Genomic DNA, 23,312 nt, shown 5'->3' on the forward strand with positions numbered 1-23,312 from the left:
TCCACCTCTTCGCACAGGAGTGGCGACACCCGATGACCAACGACGACAAGCTGCTCTCCTACCTCAAGCGGGTCTCCGCCGATCTGGCCCAGACCCGTCAGCGGCTGCGCGAGGTGGAGACCCAGGACCGGGAACCCATCGCCATCGTCGGGATGAGCTGCCGCTTCCCCGGCGGCGTGACCACCCCGGAGGAGCTCTGGCGGCTCGTCCACGACGGCACCGACGCCATCGGTGACTTCCCCGACGACCGGGGCTGGGACGTCGACGCGCTCTACGACCCGGACCCGGACGCCACCGGCAGGACCTACGTCAGACGCGGCGGGTTCCTGGCGGACGCGGCCGGGTTCGAGCCGGACTTCTTCGGCATCAGCCCCCGCGAGGCGGTCGCGATGGACCCCCAGCAGCGGCTGCTGCTGGAGGTGTCGTGGGAAGCCCTGGAACGGGCCCGGATCGCCCCCGACTCGGCGCACGGCGCCCGGATCGGGGTGTTCGCCGGCACCAACGGCCAGGACTACAAGGACCTGCTGGCGAAGACGCCGGAGGACAGCGAGGCGGCACTCGGCACCGGTGTGCTGGCCGCCGTGATCTCCGGCCGCGTCTCCTACACCCTGGGCCTGGAGGGCCCGGCCGTCACCATCGACACCGCCTGCTCCTCGGCGCTCGTCGCGGTGCACCTGGCCGTCCAGGCGCTGCGCGCCAAGGAGTGCACGCTCGCCCTGGCGGGCGGCGCGACCGTGATGTCCACGCCGGGCAACTTCATCGCCTTCTCCCGGCAGCGGGGTCTCGCCCCGGACGGCCGGTGCAAGTCCTTCGCGGACGCGGCGGACGGCACCGGCTGGAGCGAGGGCGCCGGCATGCTGGTGCTGGAACGGCTCAGCGACGCCCGCCGCAACGGCCACGAGGTACTGGCCGTCGTCCGCGGCTCCGCCGTCAACCAGGACGGCGCCTCCAACGGCCTGACCGCCCCGAACGGGCCGTCCCAGCGGCGCGTCATCCGGGCCGCGCTGGCCACGGCCGGGCTCGGCCCGGCCGACGTCGACCTGCTGGAGGCCCACGGCACCGGCACCACGCTGGGCGACCCGATCGAGGCGCAGGCCCTGCTGGCGACCTACGGACAGGAGCGGCCCGAGGACGCCCCGCTGTGGCTCGGCTCGGTGAAGTCCAACATCGGGCACACCCAGGCCGCGGCCGGCGTCGCCGGCATCATCAAGGCGGTCATGGCGATACGACACCGTGTCCTGCCCCGGTCGCTGCACGCCGACGAGCCGTCCGCCAAGGTCGACTGGTCCCAGGGCCAGGTCCGCCTGCTGACGGAGAACCGGCCCTGGACCGACCCCGGCCGCCCGCGCCGCGCCGCCGTCTCCTCCTTCGGCGCCAGCGGCACCAACGCGCACACCATCCTGGAGGAGGCCCCTGCGGCAGAACCGGCACAGCCCGAGCCGCGTACGGCGCCGCCGCTGGTCCCGTGGGTGGTCTCCGGCCGGACCGAGCGCGCCCTGCGCGACCAGGCCGCCCGCCTGACGGCCGCCGCAGGCGAGCTGGACCCGGTGGACGTGGCGCACTCCCTGGCCGCCACCCGCACCGCCCACCCGTACCGGGCCGTGGTCCTCGGCACCGACCGCGACACGCTCCTGACGGCCATGCAACGGGTCGCCGAGGGCGGCCGGGGCGCCGCCTCGGGCCGCGTCCGCAAGGGGCAGACCGCCTTCCTGTTCACCGGGCAGGGCTCCCAGCGCGCCGGCATGGGCCGGGAGCTGTACGCGCACTTCCCGGCGTTCGCCCGCGCCTTCGACGAGATCTGCGCGCTGTTCGGCGACGACCTGCGCGATCTGGTCCTCGGCGACGACCCCGAGCCGCTGAACCGCACCGCCCGCACCCAGACCGCGCTGTTCGCCTTCGAGGTCGCGCTGTACCGCCTGCTGGAGTCCTGGGGACTCACGCCCGACTACCTGGCCGGGCACTCCATCGGCGAGATCGCCGCCGCCCATGTCGCGGGCGTCCTGGACCTGGAGGACGCGACCACGCTGGTGGCCGCCCGTGGCCGGCTCATGCAGGCGCTGCCCGAGGGCGGCGCGATGATCGCCGTACGCGCCACCGAGGACGAGGTCCGCCCGCTGCTCACCGAGCGGGTCGGCATCGCCGCCGTCAACGGCCCGGACTCCGTGGTGATCTCCGGCGACGCCGCCGAGGCCGAGGCGGTGGCCGCCCGCTTCGACAGGAGCCGCCGGCTGAAGGTCTCGCACGCCTTCCACTCGCCGCTCATGGAACCGATGCTGGACGGGTTCCGGTCGGTCGTGGAGTCCCTGACCTTCCACCGGGCCACCGTCCCGGTGGTCTCCCATGTGACCGGCGCCGTCGCCACCCAGGACATCGCCACCCCCGACTACTGGGTGCGCCATGTGCGCGAGGCGGTCCGCTTCCACGACGGGATACGCTCCCTCGCCGCCGAGGGAGTCACCCGCTTCCTGGAACTCGGCCCGGACGCGGTGCTGACCGCCATGGCCCGCGAGTGCCTGGCCGCCGACGGCACGGACACCGACGCCGTACTGGCCGCGGCGAGCCGCCGCGGGCGCGACGAGACCGAGACCCTCCTCACGGCCCTGGCCGAGGTGTACGCCGGCGGGGCCGCCGTGGACTGGACGGCGCTGTTCACCGGCGCCCGCACGGTCGACCTGCCCACCACCGCCTTCCAGCGCGAGCGGTTCTGGCCCGGGACGGGCGCCCCGGTCGGCGACGTCGGCTCCGCCGGCCTGGACTCCGCCGACCACCCGCTGCTCGGCGCCGCCACGATGCTGGCCGACTCCGACGGCGCCGTGCTCACCGGCCGCCTGTCGGTCCGCACCCACGCCTGGCTCGCCGACCACGTCGTCGGCGGCTCCGTCGTCGTCCCCGGCACCGCCATGGTCGAACTCGCCGTCCGCGCCGGCGACCAGGTCGGCTGCGGCCGACTGGAGGAACTCGCCCTGGAAGTGCCGCTGGTGCTGCCCCCGGACGACGGCGTGCGCGTCCAGGTCGCCGTCGGGGCGCCCGACGCCTCCGGCGCCCGTACGGTGCACGTGTACGCCCGCGCCGAGGGCCTGCCCACCGGCGAGCCGTGGACCCTGCACGCCTCCGGCCTCCTCGCCGCCGGCACCGGCACCCCGGGCACCCGCCTGGACGTCTGGCCCCCCGAGGACGCCGACCCCCTCGACACCACCGGCCTGTACGAGCGGCACGCCGCCGCCGGACTGGAGTACGGCCCCGCCTTCCGGGCCCTGACGGCCGCCTGGCGGCGCGGCGAGGAGCTGTTCGCCGAGGTACGGCTGCCGGAGCGGCCCGCCGCCGACGCGCCCCGCTTCGGCCTCCACCCGGCCGCGTTCGACGCCGCCCTGCACTCCCTGGCCCTGCTCGGCGACGGATCCGCCGACGACACCGCCCGCCTGCCGTTCCTGTTCGGGGGCGTCAGCCTGCACGCCGTCGGCGCCTCCGTGCTGCGCGCCCGGCTCGTACCCACCGGCGCGCACGCCTTCGCCGTCGACCTCGCCGACGCCACCGGCGCCCCCGTCGCCACGGTCACCTCGCTCGCCTCCCGCCCGCTCACCCACCTGCGGGCCGCCCGCGACACCACCGCCGACGCCCTGTTCGCCCTCGACTGGCAGCCGCTGCCCCTGGAGACCGACGCCCCCGACACCGACCACCGCGTCCTGCACAGCACACCGGGGACGGACGCCACCGCCGTACGCGAGGCTCTGCGCACCGCCCTCACCGCCCTCCAGGAAGACGACCCGCGCCCGCTGGCGATCGTCACCCGCGGCGCGGTGAGCGTCGCGGAGGAGGACGTGCCCGACCTGGCCGGCGCGGCCGTATGGGGCCTGGTGCGGTCCGCGCAGTCGGAGAACCCGGACCGGTTCGTCCTGCTCGACCTCGAACCGGGCGCGGACGCCGATGCCGTACTGCCCGCCGTCCTCGCCTCCGGCGAACCGCAGATCGCGGTGCGCTCCGGCACGGCCCGTGCGGCACGACTGGTGCGCGCCGAACTCCCCGACCACTCGGCCGGGCTGACGCTCGACCCCGAGGGCACGGTGCTGCTCACCGGCGCCACCGGCGGCCTAGGCCCGGTGCTCGCCCGCCACCTGGTCAGCGCGTACGGCGTCCGCCACCTCGCTCTCCTCAGCCGGTCGGGCGACTCCGCCGACCTGGTCGCCGAACTCGCCGGCCTGGGCGCCACGGCCACGGCACACGCCTGCGACGTCGCCGACCGGGACAGCTTCGCCGCCGTCCTGGCCGGCATCCCGGCCCAGCACCCGCTCACCGCGGTCGTCCACGCCGCCGGCGTCCTGGACGACGGCGTGATCTCCTCGCTCACCCCCGAGCGGATCGACACGGTCCTCGCGCCGAAGGCACTCGGCGCTCTCCACCTGCACGAACTGACCTCCCCTCGCGTGGCGTTCGTGCTGTTCTCGTCCGTCGCCGGCACCGTCGGCGCCCCGGGCCAGGGCAACTACGCCGCCGCCAACGCCGTCCTGGACGCCCTCGCCGCGCACCGCCACGCCCAGGGCGCCCCCGCCCTGTCGCTGGCGTGGGGACCGTGGGCTCCGTCCGGCGGCATGACCAGCTCCCTGGAGGAGGCGGACCGCGCCCGGATGGCGCGCGGCGGCATGACCGCCCTCTCGGCCGAGGAGGGCACCGCGCTGTTCGACCGGGCGGTACGCGCCGGCCGTCCCGCGCTGGCGCCGGTGCGGCTGAACCTGGCCGCGCTGCGCGCCCAGGGCAGCGGCCTCGCACCCGTCCTCCGCGCGCTGGCGGGTCGCCCGGTGCGCCGGGAGGCCGCCGCCGAGGGCGCCGACGCCGGCTTCGCCGAACGTATCGCCGCGCTCGGCGACGAGGAGCGCGCCGAGGCGCTGCTGCACACCGTCCGCACCCATGTGGCCGCCGTGCTCGGGCACGCCGACCCCGGCCGTGTCGAGACCGACCGGGCCTTCAAGGACCTCGGCTTCGACTCGCTCGCCGCGATCGAGCTGCGCAACTCGCTCTCCGCCGAGCTGGGCCGGCGGCTGTCCGCCACCCTCGTCTTCGACCACCCCTCGCCCGAGGCACTCGCCGCCCACCTCGGCACCCTGGTCGGCGGCGCCCGGACCGCCGCAGCGCGCCGAAGCCGCCGTACCGGGAGGGCGCGCGCGGACGAGCCGCTGGCGATCGTCGGCCTGGCCTGCCGCTACCCGGGCGACGTCCGTACCCCCGAGGACCTGTGGCGGCTGGTCGCCGACGGCACCGACGCCATCACGCCGTTCCCCGCCAACCGGGGCTGGGACGTGGACCGGATCGTCGACCCCACCCGGCAGCGCCCCGACACCTCCTACGTCGGCGAGGGCGGATTCCTGCACGACGCGGGCGAGTTCGACGCCCCGTTCTTCGGCATCAGCCCCAAGGAAGCCCTCGTCATGGACCCGCAGCAGCGGCTCCTGCTGGAGGCGTCCTGGGAGGCGCTGGAGAGCGCGGGCATCGACCCGCACACCCTCAAGGGCAGCCGCACCGGAGTGTTCGCCGGAGTCCAGTACCACGACTACTTCGGCAGCTTCGGCTCCGGCAGCATCATCTCCGGCCGCATCGCCTACACCCTGGGCCTGGAGGGCCCGTCGCTGTCCGTCGACACCGCCTGCTCCTCCTCGCTGGTGGCGCTGCACCTGGCCGCCCAGTCGCTGCGGCAGGGCGAGTCCAGCCTCGCCCTGGTCGGCGGTGTCGCCGTGATGGCCACCCCGGAGACGTTCATCGAGTTCAGCAGGCAGGGCGCGCTCGCCCCCGATGCCCGCACCCGCGCCTTCGCCGACGCGGCGGGCGGCACCGTGTGGGGCGAGGGCGTCGGCGTCCTGGTCGTGGAACGGCTCTCCGACGCCCGGCGAAACGGCCACGAGGTACTGGCCGTCGTCCGCGGCACCGCCGTCAACCAGGACGGCGCCTCCAACGGCCTCACCGCGCCCAACGGCCCCTCCCAGGAACGCGTCATCCGCGAAGCGCTGGAGAACGCGCGCCTCACCACCGCCGACGTGGACGTCGTGGAGGCGCACGGCACCGGTACGACGCTGGGCGACCCGATCGAGGCGCAGGCCCTGCTGGCCACCTACGGCCAGGACCGCGAGGAGCCGCTGTGGCTGGGCTCGGTCAAGTCCAACATCGGGCACACCCAGGCCGCCGCCGGGGTCGCGGGCGTCATCAAGATGGTCATGGCGATGCGGCACGGCGTGCTGCCACGGACCCTGCACGTGGATCAGCCGTCCACCAAGGTCGACTGGGACGCCGGGAAGGTACGGCTGCTGACGGAGCAGCGGGACTGGCCGCAGCCGGGCCGGCCGCGCCGGGCCGGTGTCTCCTCCTTCGGGATCAGCGGCACCAACGCCCACGTCATCCTCGAACAGGCACCGCCCGCCCCCGCCGAGCCGGAGCCCACCGCACCCCGCGGCCCCGCCGTCCCGTGGCTGCTCACCGCCAGGACACCCGCCGCCCTCGCCGGCCAGGCCGCCGCCCTCCTCGGCCACCTCGACGCCCACCCCGAACTGCACCCGTCCGACGTCGGCTGGTCGCTGGCCACCACCCGCGCCCGCTTCGCCCACCGCGCCGCGATCACCGGGACCGACGCGGACGAACTGCGCGGCGCCCTGGCCGCGCTGGCCGACGGCGGCACCGCCCGCAACCTCGCCGAGGGCACCGCGCCCGGCCGCGCCCGGCCCGTGTTCGTCTTCCCCGGCCAGGGCTCCCAGTGGCCCGGCATGGCCACCGAACTCCTCGAAGAGTCCCCGGTGTTCGCCGCCCGCATGGCCGAGTGCGCCGCCGCTCTCGCGCCGTACACCGACTGGGACTTCCGCACCGAGCTGCGCGGCGACCTGGACCGCGTCGACGTCGTCCAGCCGCTGCTGTGGGCCGTGATGGTGTCCCTGGCGCACACCTGGAGCGCGTACGGCGTCACCCCGGCCGCCGTCATCGGCCACTCCCAGGGCGAGATCGCCGCCGCCTGCGCGGTCGGCGCCCTGTCCCTCCCGGACGGCGCCCGTGTCGTCGCCCTGCGCTCCCGGGCCATCGCCGAGCTGCTGTCCGGCTCCGGCGGCATGATGTCCGTCGGCGAGGGTGCCGACGCGGTCCGCGCCCGGCTCACCGCCTGGGACGGCCGGCTGTCGGTCGCCGCCGTGAACGGCGCCGCCTCCACGGTGGTGTCCGGCGACCCCGACGCCCTCGACGAACTCCTCGCCCGGCTGCGGGAGGAGAACGTCCGCGCCAAGCGCCTGCCCGTGGACTACGCCTCCCACAGCGCCCACGTCGAGACCCTCCGCGCACGCCTGGCGGACGTCCTCGACGGCATCGAGCCGCGCAGCACCCAGGTGCCGTTCTACTCCACGGTCACCGGCGGCCCCGTCGACACAGCGGAACTGGACGCCGGGTACTGGTACACCAACCTGCGCGGCACCGTCCTGTTCGAGCAGGCCGTACAGGCCGCCGTCGCCGACGGGCACCAGCTGTTCGTCGAGTCCAGCCCGCACCCCGTACTGACCGTCGGCATCCAGGAGACCGACGACGCCGTGGCCGCCGTCGGCTCCCTGCGCCGCGACGAGGGCGGCCGGGACCGGCTGCTGACCGCACTCGGCGAGGCCTTCACCCAGGGCGCGACCGTCGACTGGGCCGCCGTCGCCGAGGGCCGCCGACCGCGCCGCGTCCCGCTGCCCGGCTACGCCTTCCAGCACGAGTGGTACTGGCTCGACAGCACCGCGAGCGGCGCCGACGTCACCTCCGCCGGACTCGCCCCCACCGACCACGCCCTGCTCGGTGCCGCGATGGTACGGGCCGACAGCGAGGGAGCCGTCCTCACCGGCCGGCTCTCCCCGGGCACCCAGCCCTGGCTGGAGGACCACCGGGTCGGCGGCCGGCTGCTCTTCCCCGGCACCGGGCACCTGGAGCTGGCCCTGCGCGCCGGCGACCAGGTCGGCTGCGGCGACATCGCGGAACTCACCCTGCACGCACCGCTGGTCCTGCCCGACCACGGCGCCGTCCAGCTCCAGGTCGTCGTCGGCGCCCCCGACGGTGAGACCCGCCCGGTCACCGTCTGGTCCCGTCCGGAGAGCCCCGACGAGGACCTGCCGTGGACCCGGCACGCCGACGGCCTGCTCGCCCCCACCGGCACCCTCCCGGTCACCGCCGACCCGCTCACCGCCTGGCCCCCGCAGGGTGCCGAAGCCATCAGCCTGGACGGCCTGTACGACGAACTCGCCGCCCTCGGCCTCGGCTACGGGCCCCTGTTCCAGGGCCTGCGTGCCGCCTGGCGCACCGAGGACGGCCTGTACGCGGAGGTCACCACCGACGCGACACCCGACGGTTTCGGGCTCCACCCGGCCCTGTCGGACGCCGCCCTGCACACCGTCGGCCTCACCGACGCCGCGGGCGACGAGGCACTGCTGCCGTTCGCCTGGTCCGGGGTACGGCTGTACGCCACCGGGGCGACCGCCCTGCGCGTCCGCGTCCGGCCCACCGGCGAGGGCACGGTCTCGCTCACGCTCGCCGACCCGACGGGCGCGCCCGTCGCCACCGTCGACTCGCTCACCCTGCGGCCGCTGAGGACCGAAGCGCTCCAGGCGGCGGCACGTTCGGCGCGCGCGGGCGGGCTGTACCGGGTGGACTGGGTGCCGGCACCTTCGGCCACGCAGGCCGCCGAGGCGGTGGAAGTGGTGCGTGTCCCGGCCGGAGTGAGCGCCGCCGAGACCCGCGCGGCCGTCGACACGGTCCTGGACGAGCTGCGGGCCCGGCTCGCCGACGACGACCTCACCCTCGTCGTCGTCACCGGCACCGACCCGGCCGGAGCCGCGGCCGGCGGCCTGGTCCGCTCCGCCCAGTCGGAGCACCCCGGCCGTATCGTGCTGATCGAGGCCGAGGCCGGGCAGCAGCCGGATGCCGACCGCCTCGCCGAGGCGGTGGCCACCGGCGAGCCGCACCTGGCCTTCCGCGACGGGACATGGCTGGTACCGCGGCTGGTTCGCGCGACCGGCGACGTGGACCCCGCCACCGACGCCGGCCTCGGCAGCGGCACGGTGCTGCTCACCGGCGCCACCGGCGCCCTCGGCCGGATCCTCGCCCGCCACCTCGTCGCCGAGCGGAACGTCCGGCACCTGCTCCTGCTCAGCCGCGGCGGCGCGACGGACGACCTCGTCACCGAACTCACCGAGCTGGGCGCCGAGGTGACGAGCGCCGCCTGTGACGTCGCCGACCGCGCCGCGCTCGCCGCCGTGCTGGACGCCGTACCGGCCGACCGGCCGCTGACCGCCGTGATCCACGCGGCCGGCGTCCTCGCCGACGGCGTGCTCACCTCCCTGACCCCGGAGCGGTTCGACACGGTGTTCCGGCCCAAGGCCGACGCCGCCTGGAACCTGCACGAGCTCACCGCGGAGCTGGACCTGTCGGCGTTCGTGCTGTTCTCCTCGTCCGCCGCCACGCTCGGCTCGCCGGGCCAGGCCAACTACGCCGCCGCCAACGCCTACCTCGACGCCCTCGCCGTACACCGCCGTGGCCTCGGCCTGCCCGCGCACTCGCTGGCCTGGGGCCTGTGGGCGCGGGCCGGCGGCATGACCGGCACCCTGGACGAGACGGACCTCACGCGCATCGCCCGCGGCGGTGTCGCCCCGCTGGAGACGGAGGAGGGTGTCGCCCTCTTCGACGCCGCCCTGCGCGGCGACGACCCCGCCGTCCTGCCGGTGCGGCTGGACCTGGCCGCGCTGCGCGCCCAGGGCGAGGGCCTGGCCCCGCTGTTCCGTGGCCTCGTGCCACCGCACCGGGCCGGCGCGGCCACCGGGCAGGCGGCGACCGGCGGCGCCGACGCCCTGCGGGACCGGCTCGCCGGCCTGCTGGAGGCGGAGCGCGAACCGTTCCTCACCGAGCTCGTGCAGAGCCACGTCGCGACCATCCTCGGCTACCGCTCCGCCCAGGACGTCGGCCGCACCCTGGCCTTCCGGGAACTCGGCTTCGACTCGCTGGCGGCCGTGGAACTGCGCAACCGGCTCTCCGCCGCCACCGGCCTCCGCCTGCCCGCCACCCTCGTGTTCGACCACCCCACGCCCGCGGAACTCGCCCGCCACCTGCTCGGCGAACTCACCGGTGCCCTCGCCGAGGCGACCGCCCGCACCGCCCCGCGGAGCGCCCCGGCCGACGAACCGATCGCCGTCATCGGCATGGCCTGCCGCTTCCCCGGCGGCATCGGCTCGCCGGAGGAGCTGTGGCGGCTGGTGGCCGAAGGACGGGACGCCATCGGCGCGTTCCCGGCCGACCGCGGCTGGGACGTGGACAACCTGTACGACCCGACACTGGACCGGCCCGGCACCAGCTACACCCGGCACGGCGCCTTCCTGTACGACGCCGCCGACTTCGACCCGGCGTTCTTCGCCATGGACGACGAGGAGGCCGAGGTCACCGACCCCCAGCAGCGGCTGCTGCTGGAGACCTCCTGGGAGGCGCTGGAGCGCGCCTCGATCGACCCCGCCGGCCTGCGCGGCTCCGACACCGGCGTGTTCGCGGGCGTGATGTACCACGACTACTTCGGCAGCTTCGGCTCCGGCAGCGTGGTCTCCGGCCGGGTCGCCTACACCCTCGGCCTGGAAGGGCCGACCCTGTCCGTCGACACGGCCTGCTCCTCCTCGCTGGTGGCGCTGCACCTGGCCGCGCAGGCGCTGCGCGACGGGGACTGCTCGCTGGCGCTGGCCGGGGGAGTGACCGTCATGGCCACCCCGGGCACCTTCGTGGAGTTCAGCCGGCACCGCGGCCTGTCCCGGGACGGCCGCTGCAAGCCGTTCGCGGACGCGGCCGACGGCACCGGCTTCGGCGAGGGTGCCGGCGTCCTGCTGCTGGAACGGCTCTCCGACGCCCGCCGTCACGGCCGGAAGATCCTCGCCGTGCTGCGCGGCACCGCCGTCAACCAGGACGGCGCCTCCAACGGCATCAGCGCCCCCAACGGACCCGCCCAGCAGCGCGTCATCCGCCGCGCCCTGCAGGCGGCCGGCGTCCAGGCGGCCGACGTCGACGTGGTCGAGGCGCACGGCACCGGCACCACCCTCGGCGACCCCATCGAGGCCCAGGCGCTGATCGCCACGTACGGCACCGAGCACACCGAGGACCGCCCGCTGTGGCTCGGCTCGGTCAAGTCCAACCTGGGCCACACCCAGGCCGCCGCCGGTGTCGCCGGGGTCATCAAGATGGTGGAGGCCATCCGCAACGAGACCCTGCCCGCCAGCCTCGGTATCGACCGGCCCTCCCGGCACGTGGAGTGGGAGGGCGGCAACGTCCGGCTGCTCACCGAGAACCGCCCCTGGCCCGACCCGGGCCGCCCGCGCCGCGCCGGCATCTCCTCCTTCGGCATCTCCGGCACCAACGCCCATGTGATCGTCGAGGCCGCGCCCGCCGAAGAGCCGGTCCAGGAGCCCGCCGCCCCGGCGACGGACACCGTGCCGTGGCTGCTCTCCGGCCACACCCCGGACGCCCTGCGCGCCCAGGCGGCCCGGCTGCTGGAGCACCTGTCGGCCGCCCCGGACACCGACCCGCACCGCCTCGCCGGCGCACTCGCCCACGCCCGCACCCGGCTCGGCCACCGGGCCGCCGTCCTCGGCCGCACACGGGACGAACTGACCGCGGGCGTCCGGGCGGTGGCGGAGGGCCGGACACCTCCGTCCGGCGTCCTCGGCACCGCGACCGACGGCAGGCTCGCCCTCCTCTTCCCCGGCCAGGGCTCGCAGCTGCCGGGCATGGGAACCCGCCTCGCGGCGGCCTTCCCCGCCTTCGCCGCCGCCCACGACGAGGTCCGCGCCCACCTCGACCCGCTGCTGGACCGGCCGCTCGCCGACGTCCTGGACTCCGCCGGGCTGCTGGAGCGCACCGAGTACACCCAGCCCGCGCTCTTCGCCGTCGAAGTGGCCCTGTACCGGCTGCTGGAGTCGTTCGGCGTCCGGCCCGACCTGCTCGCCGGGCACTCCGTCGGCGAGATCGCCGCGGCCCATGTCGCGGGCGTGCTCGACCTGAAGGCCGCCTGCACCCTCGTCGCCGCCCGGGGACGCCTGATGCAGGCCCTGCCCGAGGGCGGCGCGATGATCGCCGTACGCGCCACCGAGGACGAGGTCACGCCCCTGCTGCGCGACGGCGTCGGGATCGCCGCCGTCAACGGGCCCGCGTCCGTCGTCGTCTCCGGCCCCGCCGCAGCGGCCCGCGCCCTGGCCGCCCGCTTCGAACGCGCCAAGGAGCTGGCCGTCAGCCACGCCTTCCACTCGGCCCTGATGGAGCCGATGCTGGAGGAGTTCCGCGAGATCGCCGCATCCCTGTCGTACGGGACGCTGCGGATCCCGCTGGTGTCCACCCTCACCGGCGCCCCGGCCGCCCCCGACGAGCTGTCGACGCCCGCGTACTGGGTGCGGCACGCCCGCGAGGCCGTCCGCTTCGCCGACGCCGTCACCGCCCTGCACGAGGCCGGCGCACGGCACTTCGCGGAGGTCGGGCCGGGCAGCGCGCTGACCGCCGCGGCCGGCGCGTGCCTGCCCGACGGTACGGCCGTCGTACCGCTGCTGCGCAAGGACCGCGCGGAGACCGAGGCCCTGCTCACCGGGCTCTCCGCCCTGCACGTGCACGGCGCCGACGTGGACTGGACGGGCCTGCTGCCCCACCGCGACGGCTCGGACCTGCCGACGTACGCCTTCCAGCGCAGCCGCTACTGGATGACCGGCGACCTCGGCCTGCCGCGCCCGGCCGCCGACCACCCGTTGCTCGGCACCGCCGTCGAACTCGCCGGCGCCGACGGCACCCTGCACACCGGCCGCCTCTCCCTCGCCGACCACCCGTGGCTGGCGGACCACAGCGTCGGCGGAGTGCCGCTGCTGCCGGGCACCGCCTTCGTGGAGATGGCCCTCGCCGCCGGGGCCCGCGTCGACTGCGGCACGGTGGAGGAGCTGACCGTCACCGAACCGCTGCTCCTGCCCGAGGACGGCGCCGTCCGCCTCCAGTGCACGGTCGGCGAGCCCGACGCGACCGGCGCCCGCGCCTTCCGGGTGTACGCCGCCGCGGCCGACGACGCCCCGTGGACCACCCACGCCACCGGCGTGCTGCGGCCCGCCGAGGCAAGGCCGGGCCACGACCTCACCACCTGGCCGCCGACCGGCGCCGAACCGGTCGACCTGGCCGGAGTCTACGAGCGGCTGGCGGAGCTGGGCGCCGAGTACGGGCCCCGCTTCCAGGGCCTGCGCGCGGCCTGGCGGTACGGCGACGAGGCGTACGCCGAGGTCTCCGTCCCCACCGACACCCTCGGGTTCGGGCTGCACCCGGCGCTGTTCGACGCCGCCCTGCACACCATCGGGCTGCGCGCCGGAGCCGGGGAGCGTATGGCGCTGCCCTTCGCGTGGAGCGGTGTCGAGCTGTACACGCGGGGCGCGACCCGTCTGCGGGTGCGGATCGCGCCGGCCGGCACCGGCGCGGTGCGCATCGAGGCCGCCGACGAGACCGGTCGGCCCGTGGCGCGGGTCGCTGCGCTGTCGCTGCGCGAGGTGGACCCGGAGCGGATCGCCGCGGCCGCCGCGGGCGGACACGACGACCTGTTCGCCCTGGACTGGGTGCCGGTCGCCGTGCCCGCGGCCCCGCAGGCCGGGCGGTGGACCGTACTCGGTGCCGGCGGCGAGGAGCTGGCCGCCGCCCTGGCCGGCGAGGTCGCGGAGGTCGCCGTCACCACCGATCCGGACCGGGCCGCCGAACAGGCCCCCGACACCCTGGTCGTCGTGCACACCGGGGGCGACGGAGCACAGGCGGTCCGGGCCGGACTCCAGCGGTTGCTCGCCCTGGTGCAGGACTGGCTGGCCGACACCCGGTTCGCCGACACCACCCTGGTGGTGGTCACCCACGGCGCGACCGGACCCGCCTCCGCGGACGTCACCGACCCCGGCGCCGCCGCCGCGTGGGGCCTCGTCCGCTCCGCCCAGTCCGAACACCCGGGCCGCCTGGTCCTCGCCGACCTGGACGACTCCGACGCTTCCCGGCGCCTGCTGCCCTCCGCCGTCGCCTCCGGTGAACCCCAGCTGGCGCTCCGGGACGGCGCGGTGAGCGTGCCCCGGCTGGTGCGCGCCCCGCGCCTGGCCGGGCCTGCCCCGGCCGACTGGTCCGGCGGCGTCCTCGTCACCGGCGGCACCGGCGCCCTGGGCCGGCTGGTCGCCCGGCACCTGGTCACCGCGCACGGCGCCGAGCGGCTGGTGCTGCTCAGCCGCGGCGGCCCCGAGGCACCCGGCGCGGCCGAGCTGTGCGAGGAACTGGCCGAGCTCGGCGCGCACGTGACCATCGTCGCCTGCGACGCCGCCGACCGCGCCACCCTCGCCCACGTCCTGGACGAGCACCCCGTCTCCGCGGTCGTGCACACCGCGGGCGTCCTCGCCGACGCCGTCCTGACCTCGCTCACCCCCGAGCGGCTCGACGCGGTGCTCCGGCCGAAGCTGGACGCCGCCTGGAACCTGCACGAACTGACCCGCGAGCGGCCCCTGACGGCGTTCGTGCTGTTCTCCTCCGCGGCCGGTCTGCTCGGCAGCCCCGGCCAGTCCGGCTACGCCGCGGGCAACACCTTCCTCGACGCCCTCGCCGCCCACCGCAGGTCGCTCGGCCTGCCCGCGGTCTCGCTGGCCTGGGGCGCCTGGGCGGGCAGCGGCGGCATGGCCGACCGGCTCGGCGACACCGACGCCCGCCGCGTCGCCTCCGGCGGCGTGCTCGCCCTCGACGCGGAGGCGGGGCTCGCCCTGTTCGACACGGGCGTGGGCCGCGACGAGCCGGTCCTGCTGCCGGCCCGCCTCGATCTCGCCCCGCGCGACGCCGCCCGCGTCGCCCCGCTGCTGCGCTCCCTGGTGCGGGCACCGCGCCGGACCGGGTCCGGCGCGACGGCCGCCGCGTCGGCACTGCGCCGCGAACTCGCCGGCCTCGCCCCCGAGGAACGCACCGGACGGCTGCTGCGGCTGGTGCGGGACGAGGCCCGGACCGTGCTCGGTATCGAGGAGTTCGAGAACGAACTGCCCTTCAAGGACCTCGGGTTCGACTCGCTGACCGCCGTCGAGTTCCGCAACCGGCTCAACGAGGCCACCGGCCTCCGGCTGACCGCGACGCTCGTCTTCGACCACCCCACTCCGGCCGCGCTCGCCGACCACCTCGCCGTCGAGCTGGCCCCGCGCACCGGCGACGGCCCGCGCGACGAGGAGGACGGCGTGCGGGCCGCGCTCGCCGCCATCCCGGTGGGGCGGCTCCGCGAGGCCGGCCTGCTGGACAGCCTGCTCGAACTCGCCGGGGTGCGACCCGCGCCGCAGCCGGCGGCGGACGGCGGACCCGGCCGCGCGTCGATCGACGCGATGGACGCCGAGAGCCTGATCAGCATGGCGCTCGACGATCTCGTCGAGGACGACGACGCCCTGTGACGACGCCCGCGACAAGGAAGAGGACCATGGCCGAGTCCGAGAAGCCGGACACCAGGATGGTGGAGGCGCTGCGCGCCTCGCTGAAGGAGATCGAGCGGCTGCGGGAACGCAACCGGACCCTGACCGCGGCGGCCCGGGAACCCGTCGCGATCGTCGGCATGGCCTGCCGCTACCCGGGCGGCGTCCGGTCCCCCGAGGACCTGTGGCGCCTGGTCGCGGACGGCGGCGAGGGCATCACCGAGTTCCCCGACGACCGCGGCTGGGACCCCGGCCTGTACGACCCGGCGCCGGGCGCGCCCGGCCGCTCGTACACCCGCCAGGGCGGATTCCTGCACGACGCGGGCGACTTCGACGCCGCGTTCTTCGGCATCGGCCCGAACGAGGCCCTCGTCATGGACCCGCAGCAGCGGCTGCTCCTCGAAGGCTCCTGGGAGGCGCTGGAGAACGCCGGCATCGACCCGGTGTCGCTGCGCGGCAGCCGCACCGGCGTGTTCGCGGGCGTCATGTACCACGACTACTTCGGCAGCTTCGGCTCCGGCAGCATCGTCTCCGGCCGCGTCGCCTACACCCTCGGCCTGGAGGGCCCGACGCTCAGCGTCGACACCGCCTGCTCCTCGTCGCTCGTCACCCTGCACCTGGCCGCCCAGGCGCTCCGGCAGGGCGAGTGCACCCTGGCGCTGGCCGGGGGAGTGACGGTGATGGCCTCGCCGGGCACCTACGTGGAGTTCAGCAGGCAGGGCGCCCTCTCCCCGGACGGGCGCTGCCGGTCCTTCGCCGACGACGCGGCCGGTACCGGGTTCTCCGAGGGTCTGGGCGTCCTCGTCCTGGAACGTCTGTCGGACGCGCGGCGCAACGGTCACGAGGTGCTGGCCGTGGTCCGTGGCTCGGCCGTCAACCAGGACGGTGCGTCCAACGGCCTGACGGCACCGAACGGCCCGTCGCAGCAGCGGGTGATCCGGCAGGCGCTGGTGGCGGCCCGGCTGTCGGCCGTGGACGTGGACGCGGTGGAGGCGCACGGCACCGGTACGACGCTGGGCGACCCGATCGAGGCGCAGGCCCTGCTGGCCACCTACGGCCAGGACCGGGAGGAGCCGCTGTGGCTGGGCTCGGTCAAGTCCAACATCGGGCACACCCAGGCCGCTGCCGGGGTCGCGGGCGTCATCAAGATGGTGATGGCCATGCGCAACGGTGTGCTGCCGAAGACCCTGCACGTGGATCAGCCGTCCACGAAGGTCGACTGGGACGCCGGCCGGGTCAGCCTGCTGACGGAACATCAGCCGTGGCCCCGGACCGACCGACCGCGCCGGGCCGGCATCTCCTCCTTCGGGATCAGCGGCACCAACGCCCACACGATCATCGAGGAGGCTTCGAGGGAGGAGCCGCCGGTTGTCGAACCGGACGCCCCCGCTGTCGTATGGCCCCTGTCCGCCCGTTCCGCCCAGGCCCTCTCCGCGCAGGCCGAGCGTCTGCACGCCTTCCTCGCCGACCGGCCCGAGCCGCACCCGGCGGCCGTCGCCCGGGCCCTCGGCACCCGGCGCAGCGGCTTCGACCACCGCGCTGCCGTCACCGGTACCGACCGGGACCAGCTCCTGGACGCTCTGCACGCCCTCGCCACGGGTGCGCCCGCACCCACGGCCGCGACCGGCAGGGCGCGGCCGGGGATTCGTACGGCGTTCCTGTTCACCGGCCAGGGCGCCCAGCGCCTCGGCATGGGCCTCGAACTCCGCGCCCACTACCCGGTGTTCGCCGAGGCATTCGACGCGATCGACGCCCGGCTCGGCCTGGACCTGGCCGGGGTGCTGGCGGGCGACGACGCCGACGCGGTCCACCGCACCCAGTACGCGCAGACGGCGCTGTTCGCTTACGAGGTGGCCCTGTTCCGGCTGCTGGAGTCCTTCGGCGTACGGCCCGACGCCGTCGCCGGGCACTCCGTCGGGGAACTCGCCGCCGCGCATGTGGCGGGCGTACTCGATCTGGACGACGCCTGCACCCTGGTCGCCGCGCGCGGCCGGCTCATGCAGGCGCTGCCGGAAGGCGGCGCGATGGTCGCCGTACAGGCCACCGAGGACGAAGTACGGCCGCTGCTGGACAACCGCGTGGGGCTCGCCGCCGTCAACGGCCCGTCCTCCGTGGTGCTTTCGGGTGAGGAGGCGGCGGTGCTCGCCGCCGCGGCCGGCTTCGCGAAGACCAAGCGGCTCGCCGTCTCGCACGCCTTCCACTCACCCCTGATGGACGGCATGCTCGATGAATTCCGGGCTGTCGCCGAGAAGCTGACCTACCATCAGCCGCGCATTGCGCTGGTGTCCACCCTCACCGGCCGTCCTGCCGACGGCGAGCAGCTGTGCGACCCCGGCCACTGGGTGCGGCACGTACGGGAGACGGTCCGGTTCGCCGATGCCGTCGCCGCGCTCGGCACCACTGGCGTCGGCCGTTTCGTGGAACTCGGACCCGACGCCGTCCTGACCGGTCTCGCCCGCGAATCCGTGCCGGCCGACGGCGCCGTCCTCGTCGCCCTCGGCCGGCGCCACGGCGGCGAGCCCGCGGCCCTCATGTCCGGCCTCGCCCGCCTGCACACCGACGGCCTGACCCCCGACTGGGCGGCGCTCTTCCCCGGTACGGCCCGCGCCGAACTGCCCACCTACGCCTTCCGGCACGAGCGGTACTGGCTGAACGCGGATGTGGCTCTCACCGCCGGTCCGCTCGCCGAGCCGGTGCCGGCCGCAGCCGCCGAACCCGCCGAGCCACTGCGGCAGCGGCTGGCCGCCCGCGCGCCCGCCGAGCAGGAGGCGCTGCTGACCGATGTGGTCCGGGCCCAGACCGCCGCGATCCTCGGCCACGCGGGACCGGAGGCCGTCGAGCCCGACGCCGTCTTCCTGGAGATCGGCATGGACTCCGTCTCCGCGGCCGAACTCCGCGGCGCCCTCGGTACCGCCCTGGGGATCACCCTGCCGGCCGGTGCCGTGTTCGACCACCGCACCCCGGCCGCCCTCGCCGCCGCCCTGCGCGGACACCTGGCCGGCGGCGCGCCCGACCCGGACGGCGCCGGTGACCTGGAATCGGTCAGCGGGCTGGTGCGGCGCGCGGCGGCCGACGGACGCATGGGGCGGGCCATCGAACTGCTGCGGACCGTCGCCGACATCCTGCCCGGCTTCTCCTCCCTGCCCGAGTTCGGCGATGTCACCGACCCGGTGCGGCTGGCCGCCGGCGGTGCCGCTCCGCGGCTCGTCTGCCTGCCCTCGCCGATGGCACTCGGCGGCGCCCACCAGTACGCCCGCTTCGCCCGGCACTTCCAGGGCCGCCGGGATGTCCTGGTGCCCACGGTGCCCGGCTTCGGCCCCGGCGAGGCACTGCCCCGCACCGTGGACGCGGTGCTGGAGGTGGTCGTCGAGGGCATCCGCCGGGCCTGCCCGGACGGGCAGTCGTATGTGCTCGTCGGCTACTCCTCCGGCGGCCAGTTCGCCCACGCGGCGGCCGAGATCATGCAGAAGACGGGACAACCGGCCGCGGGTGTGGTGCTGTTGGACACCTATCTGCCCGGGGACGACGGCAAGGACGAGCTGTGGCGGCAGATGTTCGACGGCATGCTGGACCGTGAGTCGGCCCTCGGCGGCTTCGGGACCGCCCGCCTCGCCGCGATGAGCCGCTACAGCGACCTGATCCAGCACTGCCTGCCGGGCGCCCTGGCGGCACCCGTGCTGTTCGTGCGGCCCGAGCAGTCCTTCGCCACCGGCATCGGCGACGACTGGCGGGCGGCCTGGCCCGCCGAGCACGAACCCGTCGACGTACCGGGCACGCACTTCACGATTCTGGAGGATTTCGCGGACGCCACCGCCGAGGCGGTCGAGGCGTGGCTCACGGAAACGGGCGCCGCCGGCACTCCCTGAAACCCGGCGGCGCCCCGCCCCGTCCTTTTCCTCAGTCGCCGGCCTCGCGGAAATGTGCCAACCACGCCTGGATATCACAGCGGATACTGTCCGGATCGATCCCCAATTGCACGGCGATTTCATCCGCGGCCGATTCCGGCTGCCAGTCGGTGCGCTGGAGCGCCAGCCACATCGTGGTGCCGCGTGGGCCGCACCGGTGCCGCTTCCCGGTACGCCGGGACACCAGCTCCAGATATCCGTCCGGCCGGACCTGCGCGGTCAGCTCGTGGTCAGGCCTCCTGGCCATGGGACTTCCCATCTTTCGTAGATTCTTCGGACGGCTTCGAAGGTACCCGCAGACACGCCCCGGGACACGGGTGGCAACCGGCCCTTTCGAAGGGGAGCCAAATATGCCCGAGGTAGAGAAACCTCTACCTCGAACCCACCGGAGAATGCCAATGTGCCGCGGGCGCACCGTTCCTAATGTGGTCCGCAGACACCGCGCGGGAAGCGCGATATCTCATAGGGGAGCTGAGCCCGAGTGCACACTTCACAGGACCTCCGCCGGGCGGAGGCGGTACGGCTGGACGCCGTGTCGAAGACCTATGGCCGAGGAGACAGCCAGGTGGCCGCGCTCCGCGGGCTCACCATGAGCTTCGCCGACGGCACCTTCACCGCCGTGATGGGCCCGTCCGGATCGGGCAAGAGCACCTTCCTGCACTGCGCCGCGGGACTCGTCCAGCCCACCTCCGGCACGGTCACCGTCGGCGGCACCGACCTCGCCGGCCTGGACGACACCCGGCTGACCAAGCTGCGCCGCGACCGGATCGGCTTCATCTTCCAGTCCTTCAACCTGTTGCCCGCGCTGACGGTCATGCAGAACATCACGCTGCCGCTGCAACTGGCCGGGCAGCGGCCCGACAAGAGCCTGATCCGCACCGTCGTGCAGCGCGTGGGCCTGGCCGAACGGCTCGGCCACCTGCCGTCCCAGCTGTCCGGCGGCCAGCAGCAGCGCGTCGCCATCGCCCGCGCCCTGGTGACCCGCCCCGCCGTGGTCTTCGCCGACGAACCCACCGGCGCCCTCGACACCCGCACCGCCGCGTCCGTGCTCGCCCTGCTGCGCGAGTCCGTCGACACCGCGGGCCAGACCCTGGTCATGGTCACGCACGACCCGGTCGCCGCCTCCTACGCCGACCGCGTCGTCTTCCTCGCCGACGGTGCCTTCGCCGGTGAACTGCACCGGCCGACGGCCGACGCGGTCGCCGCCCGGATGACCAGGCTCGGCGCCTGGGAGGACGACACCCAGCGGCCGAGCACGCCGCAGCCCTCGGGGGGCCGGTACTGATGTGGCGCCTGGCACTGCGCACCCTGAAGTTCCGCAGGACGAGCTTCGTCGCGACCTTCCTCGCCATGTTCCTCGGCGCCGCCATCGTCATCGGCTGCGGCGGACTGATGGAGACCGGCGTCCGCATGGCGGCCGACTCCCAGCGCCTGGGGGGCGCCCCGGTCGTCGTCACCGGTGAACAGACCCACGACTCCACCGCCCTGACCGAGCGGCACCGCATCGACCCCGGCCTGGTCGGCGAGGTGGCCTCGGTCGACGGCGTCCGCACGGCCGTCGGCGACGTGTCGGTCCCGGCCACCGTCCTCAAGGACGGCAAGCCGGTGACCGGCAGGTCCGCCTCGTACGGCCACGGCTGGGCGAGCGCCCGGCTCACCCCCTATACCCTCGCCGCCGGTAAAACCCCCGTCGCCGGCGGCGAGGCCGTCCTCGACGCGGAACTCGCCGACCGCGTCGGCGCCCGCCCGGGATCCTCGGTCGACATCGTCGTCCAGGGCACCACCCGGCAGTACCGCGTCACCGGCATCGCCGAACAGCACGGGAACCACAACCCCGACGCCGCCGTGTTCTTCACCGACGACGAGGCGCGCACCCTCGCCGGCGGCCGGATCGACTCCATCGGCGTCCTGCCCGCACCCGGTACGAGCGCCGCCACCGTCGCGGACGCGGTGCGCTCGGCGGTCGGTGACCGCGCCGAGGTGCTCACCGGCGAGCAGCGGGGCCTGGCCGAACTGCCCGGCACCCTCGCCAGTAAACGCACCGTCGTCATCCTCGCCGCGGTCTTCGGCTCCTCGGTCGTCCTGATCGTCATGTTCGGCGTCGCCTCCACCCTCGGCCTGTCCCTCCAGCAGCGCGCCCGCGAGATGGCCCTGCTGCGCGCCGTCGGCTCCACCCCGAAGCAATTGCGCCGCATGATCCTCAGCGAGACGGCCGTACTGTCCGTGGGATCCGTCCTGCTCGCCCTGCTGCCCGGGTACGCCATCGGGCGGCTGCTGTTCGGCGTCCTGACCGCGAGCGGCGTGGTGTCCTCGGCGATCGTCTACCACGCCGGCTGGATCCCGATGGCCGTCGGAGCGGTCGTCACCGTGCTGGCCGCGGCCGGCGCCACCCGCTTCGCCGGACGGCGGGCCGCCCGCACCGAACCGGTCGCCGCCCTGGCCGAATCCACCGCCGGCACCCACTGGTTCAGCGTGCCCCGGCTGCTGCTCGCCCTGTTCTTCCTCGCCAACGGCATCGGCCTGGCCGTCGCCACCGCCACCGTGATGGAGGACGGCCCCACCCTCGCCAGCACCGCCGGACCCGCCTCCGTGCTGTTCTGCATCGGCCTCGCCCTGCTCGCCCCCGGCATCACCAAGGCCATGGTGGCGCTGCTCCGGATGCCGGTACGCGCCCTGTCCGGACTCTCCGGGCAGCTCGCGCTGCGCAACGCCGCCACCGCCGGCGTCCGCATGGCCGGCGCCGTCGCCCCGATCGTCCTGCTCATCGGCATCGCCACCGGAACCCTGTACATGCAGTCCACCGAGGACCACGTCTCCCGGACCTCCTACGACCGGAACATCCTCGCCGACTACGTCCTCGACTCCACGACCGGCGGATTCGCCCCGGGCGTCGTCGACAAGGTGCGTGCCACCCCCGGGGTGTCCGCGGCCTCCGAATTCGTCACCAGCCGCGGCTTCGTGGACCGCCCCGGCGGACCGGCCCAGGTCGACCTGCGCGGCGTCTCCGCCGACGGCGTGCGGCAGAGCCTCGACCTGCCCGTGGTCTCCGGCTCCCTCACCGGGCTGCGCGGCGACACCGTGGCCCTGTCCGACAAGAAGGCCCGCGCGTACGGCGTCAAGGTCGGCGACCGGCTGCCGATGCACCTCGGCGACGGCACCGCCGTACGCCCCACCGTCGTGGCCCTGTACACCGACAACCCCAAGCAGGAGTATCTGACGCTGCCCGCGACGAGCCTCGCCCCGCACACCGGCGACGGGCTGCCGCACCAGATCCTGGTGCGCACCGCCTCCGGAAGCGGCACCGACGTCCACGACCGACTCGCCGCGCTGGCCGCCCGGGTGCCCGGCACCGAACTGGACGACAGCTCCTCGCTGGCCGGCCGGAACAACCAGATCCAGCAGATCCTGGTCTCCGCCAACTACACCATCGTCGCCATGATCGTGGGCTACGCCGCGATCACCGTCGTCAACACCCTGGTGTCGGTCACCCGGAAACGCAGCGCGGAGTTCGGTCTCCAGCGGCTCACCGGCGCGACCCGCGCCCAGGTGCTCGGCATGCTGACCGTCGAGGGCGTACTGATCGGCGTCATCGCCACCGTCCTCGGCACGATCGCCTCCGCGACGACGATCGTCCCTTACAGCCTCGTCAAGAGCGACTCGTACCTGCCCTCCGGATCCATCGGCATCTACCTCGCCATCGTCGGCGGATCGCTGCTCCTGGTGTTCGGGGCCACGCTGCTGCCCTCCTGGCGCGGTATGCGCACCCCCGCCGTGGACGCGGTGAAGGCCGCGTGAGCCACCTCCCGACCGGGCCGTCCCCGCTTCCCCCGGGCGGGGGCGGCCCCTCCGAGAGCGGTGACCGGGAATGGGAACATGAGGGCATGAAGACTGTGCCGGTCACGTGGCGCGGCCGACGCGGCCGCGCCCCCCGGGACACCCAGGGGGGCGGGGCCAGCGCCCCCGGGGC

Annotated in this window: 5 protein-coding genes; 4 read left to right on the forward strand and 1 reads right to left on the reverse strand. The window is 75.2% G+C overall.

The features are described from left to right. The first annotated feature begins 32 nt into the window (after positions 1-32). Both ABZ937_RS07730 and ABZ937_RS07735 read left to right on the forward strand, forming a co-directional pair. Positions 33-15,422: a type I polyketide synthase gene (locus ABZ937_RS07730; protein ID WP_361687116.1), complete on the forward strand. Its 15,390-nt coding sequence runs from the start codon at positions 33-35 to the stop codon at positions 15,420-15,422. 59 nt (positions 15,423-15,481) lie between these two features. Continuing rightward, a complete protein-coding gene (locus ABZ937_RS07735) occupies positions 15,482-19,306 on the forward strand; it encodes an alpha/beta fold hydrolase (protein WP_361687747.1) in 3,825 nt (1,274 codons plus the stop codon). 31 nt (positions 19,307-19,337) lie between these two features. Here the strand turns inward: ABZ937_RS07735 and ABZ937_RS07740 are convergent, their stop codons facing one another. After that, positions 19,338-19,592 carry a hypothetical protein gene (locus ABZ937_RS07740; RefSeq protein WP_361687119.1) on the reverse strand — a complete coding sequence of 85 codons (255 nt, stop codon included), beginning with the start codon at positions 19,590-19,592 and terminating at the stop codon, positions 19,338-19,340. Between the two features lie 234 nt (positions 19,593-19,826). Between ABZ937_RS07740 and ABZ937_RS07745 the strand changes: the two genes are divergently transcribed. Both ABZ937_RS07745 and ABZ937_RS07750 read left to right on the forward strand, forming a co-directional pair. Then, complete coding sequence (locus tag ABZ937_RS07745; protein ID WP_361687122.1) at positions 19,827-20,630, forward strand: ABC transporter ATP-binding protein; 804 nt, start codon at positions 19,827-19,829, stop codon at positions 20,628-20,630. Then, entirely contained in the window at positions 20,630-23,140 is a 2,511-nt protein-coding gene (locus ABZ937_RS07750) for an FtsX-like permease family protein (RefSeq protein ID WP_361687125.1), read from the forward strand. The genes ABZ937_RS07745 and ABZ937_RS07750 overlap by 1 nt, the downstream gene beginning before the upstream one ends. Positions 23,141-23,312 lie beyond the last annotated feature (172 nt).

Source organism: Streptomyces sp. NPDC046727, from assembly GCF_040645635.1.
GTDB lineage: Bacteria > Actinomycetota > Actinomycetes > Streptomycetales > Streptomycetaceae > Streptomyces.

Excerpts from the sequence above, each read along its gene's own strand:
- ABZ937_RS07740 (WP_361687119.1), bottom strand. The coding sequence starts at position 19,592 with ATGGCCAGGAGGCCTGACCACGAGCTGACCGCGCAGGTCCGGCCGGAC.
- ABZ937_RS07730 (WP_361687116.1), top strand. The coding sequence starts at position 33 with ATGACCAACGACGACAAGCTGCTCTCCTACCTCAAGCGGGTCTCCGCC.
- ABZ937_RS07750 (WP_361687125.1), top strand. The coding sequence starts at position 20,630 with ATGTGGCGCCTGGCACTGCGCACCCTGAAGTTCCGCAGGACGAGCTTC.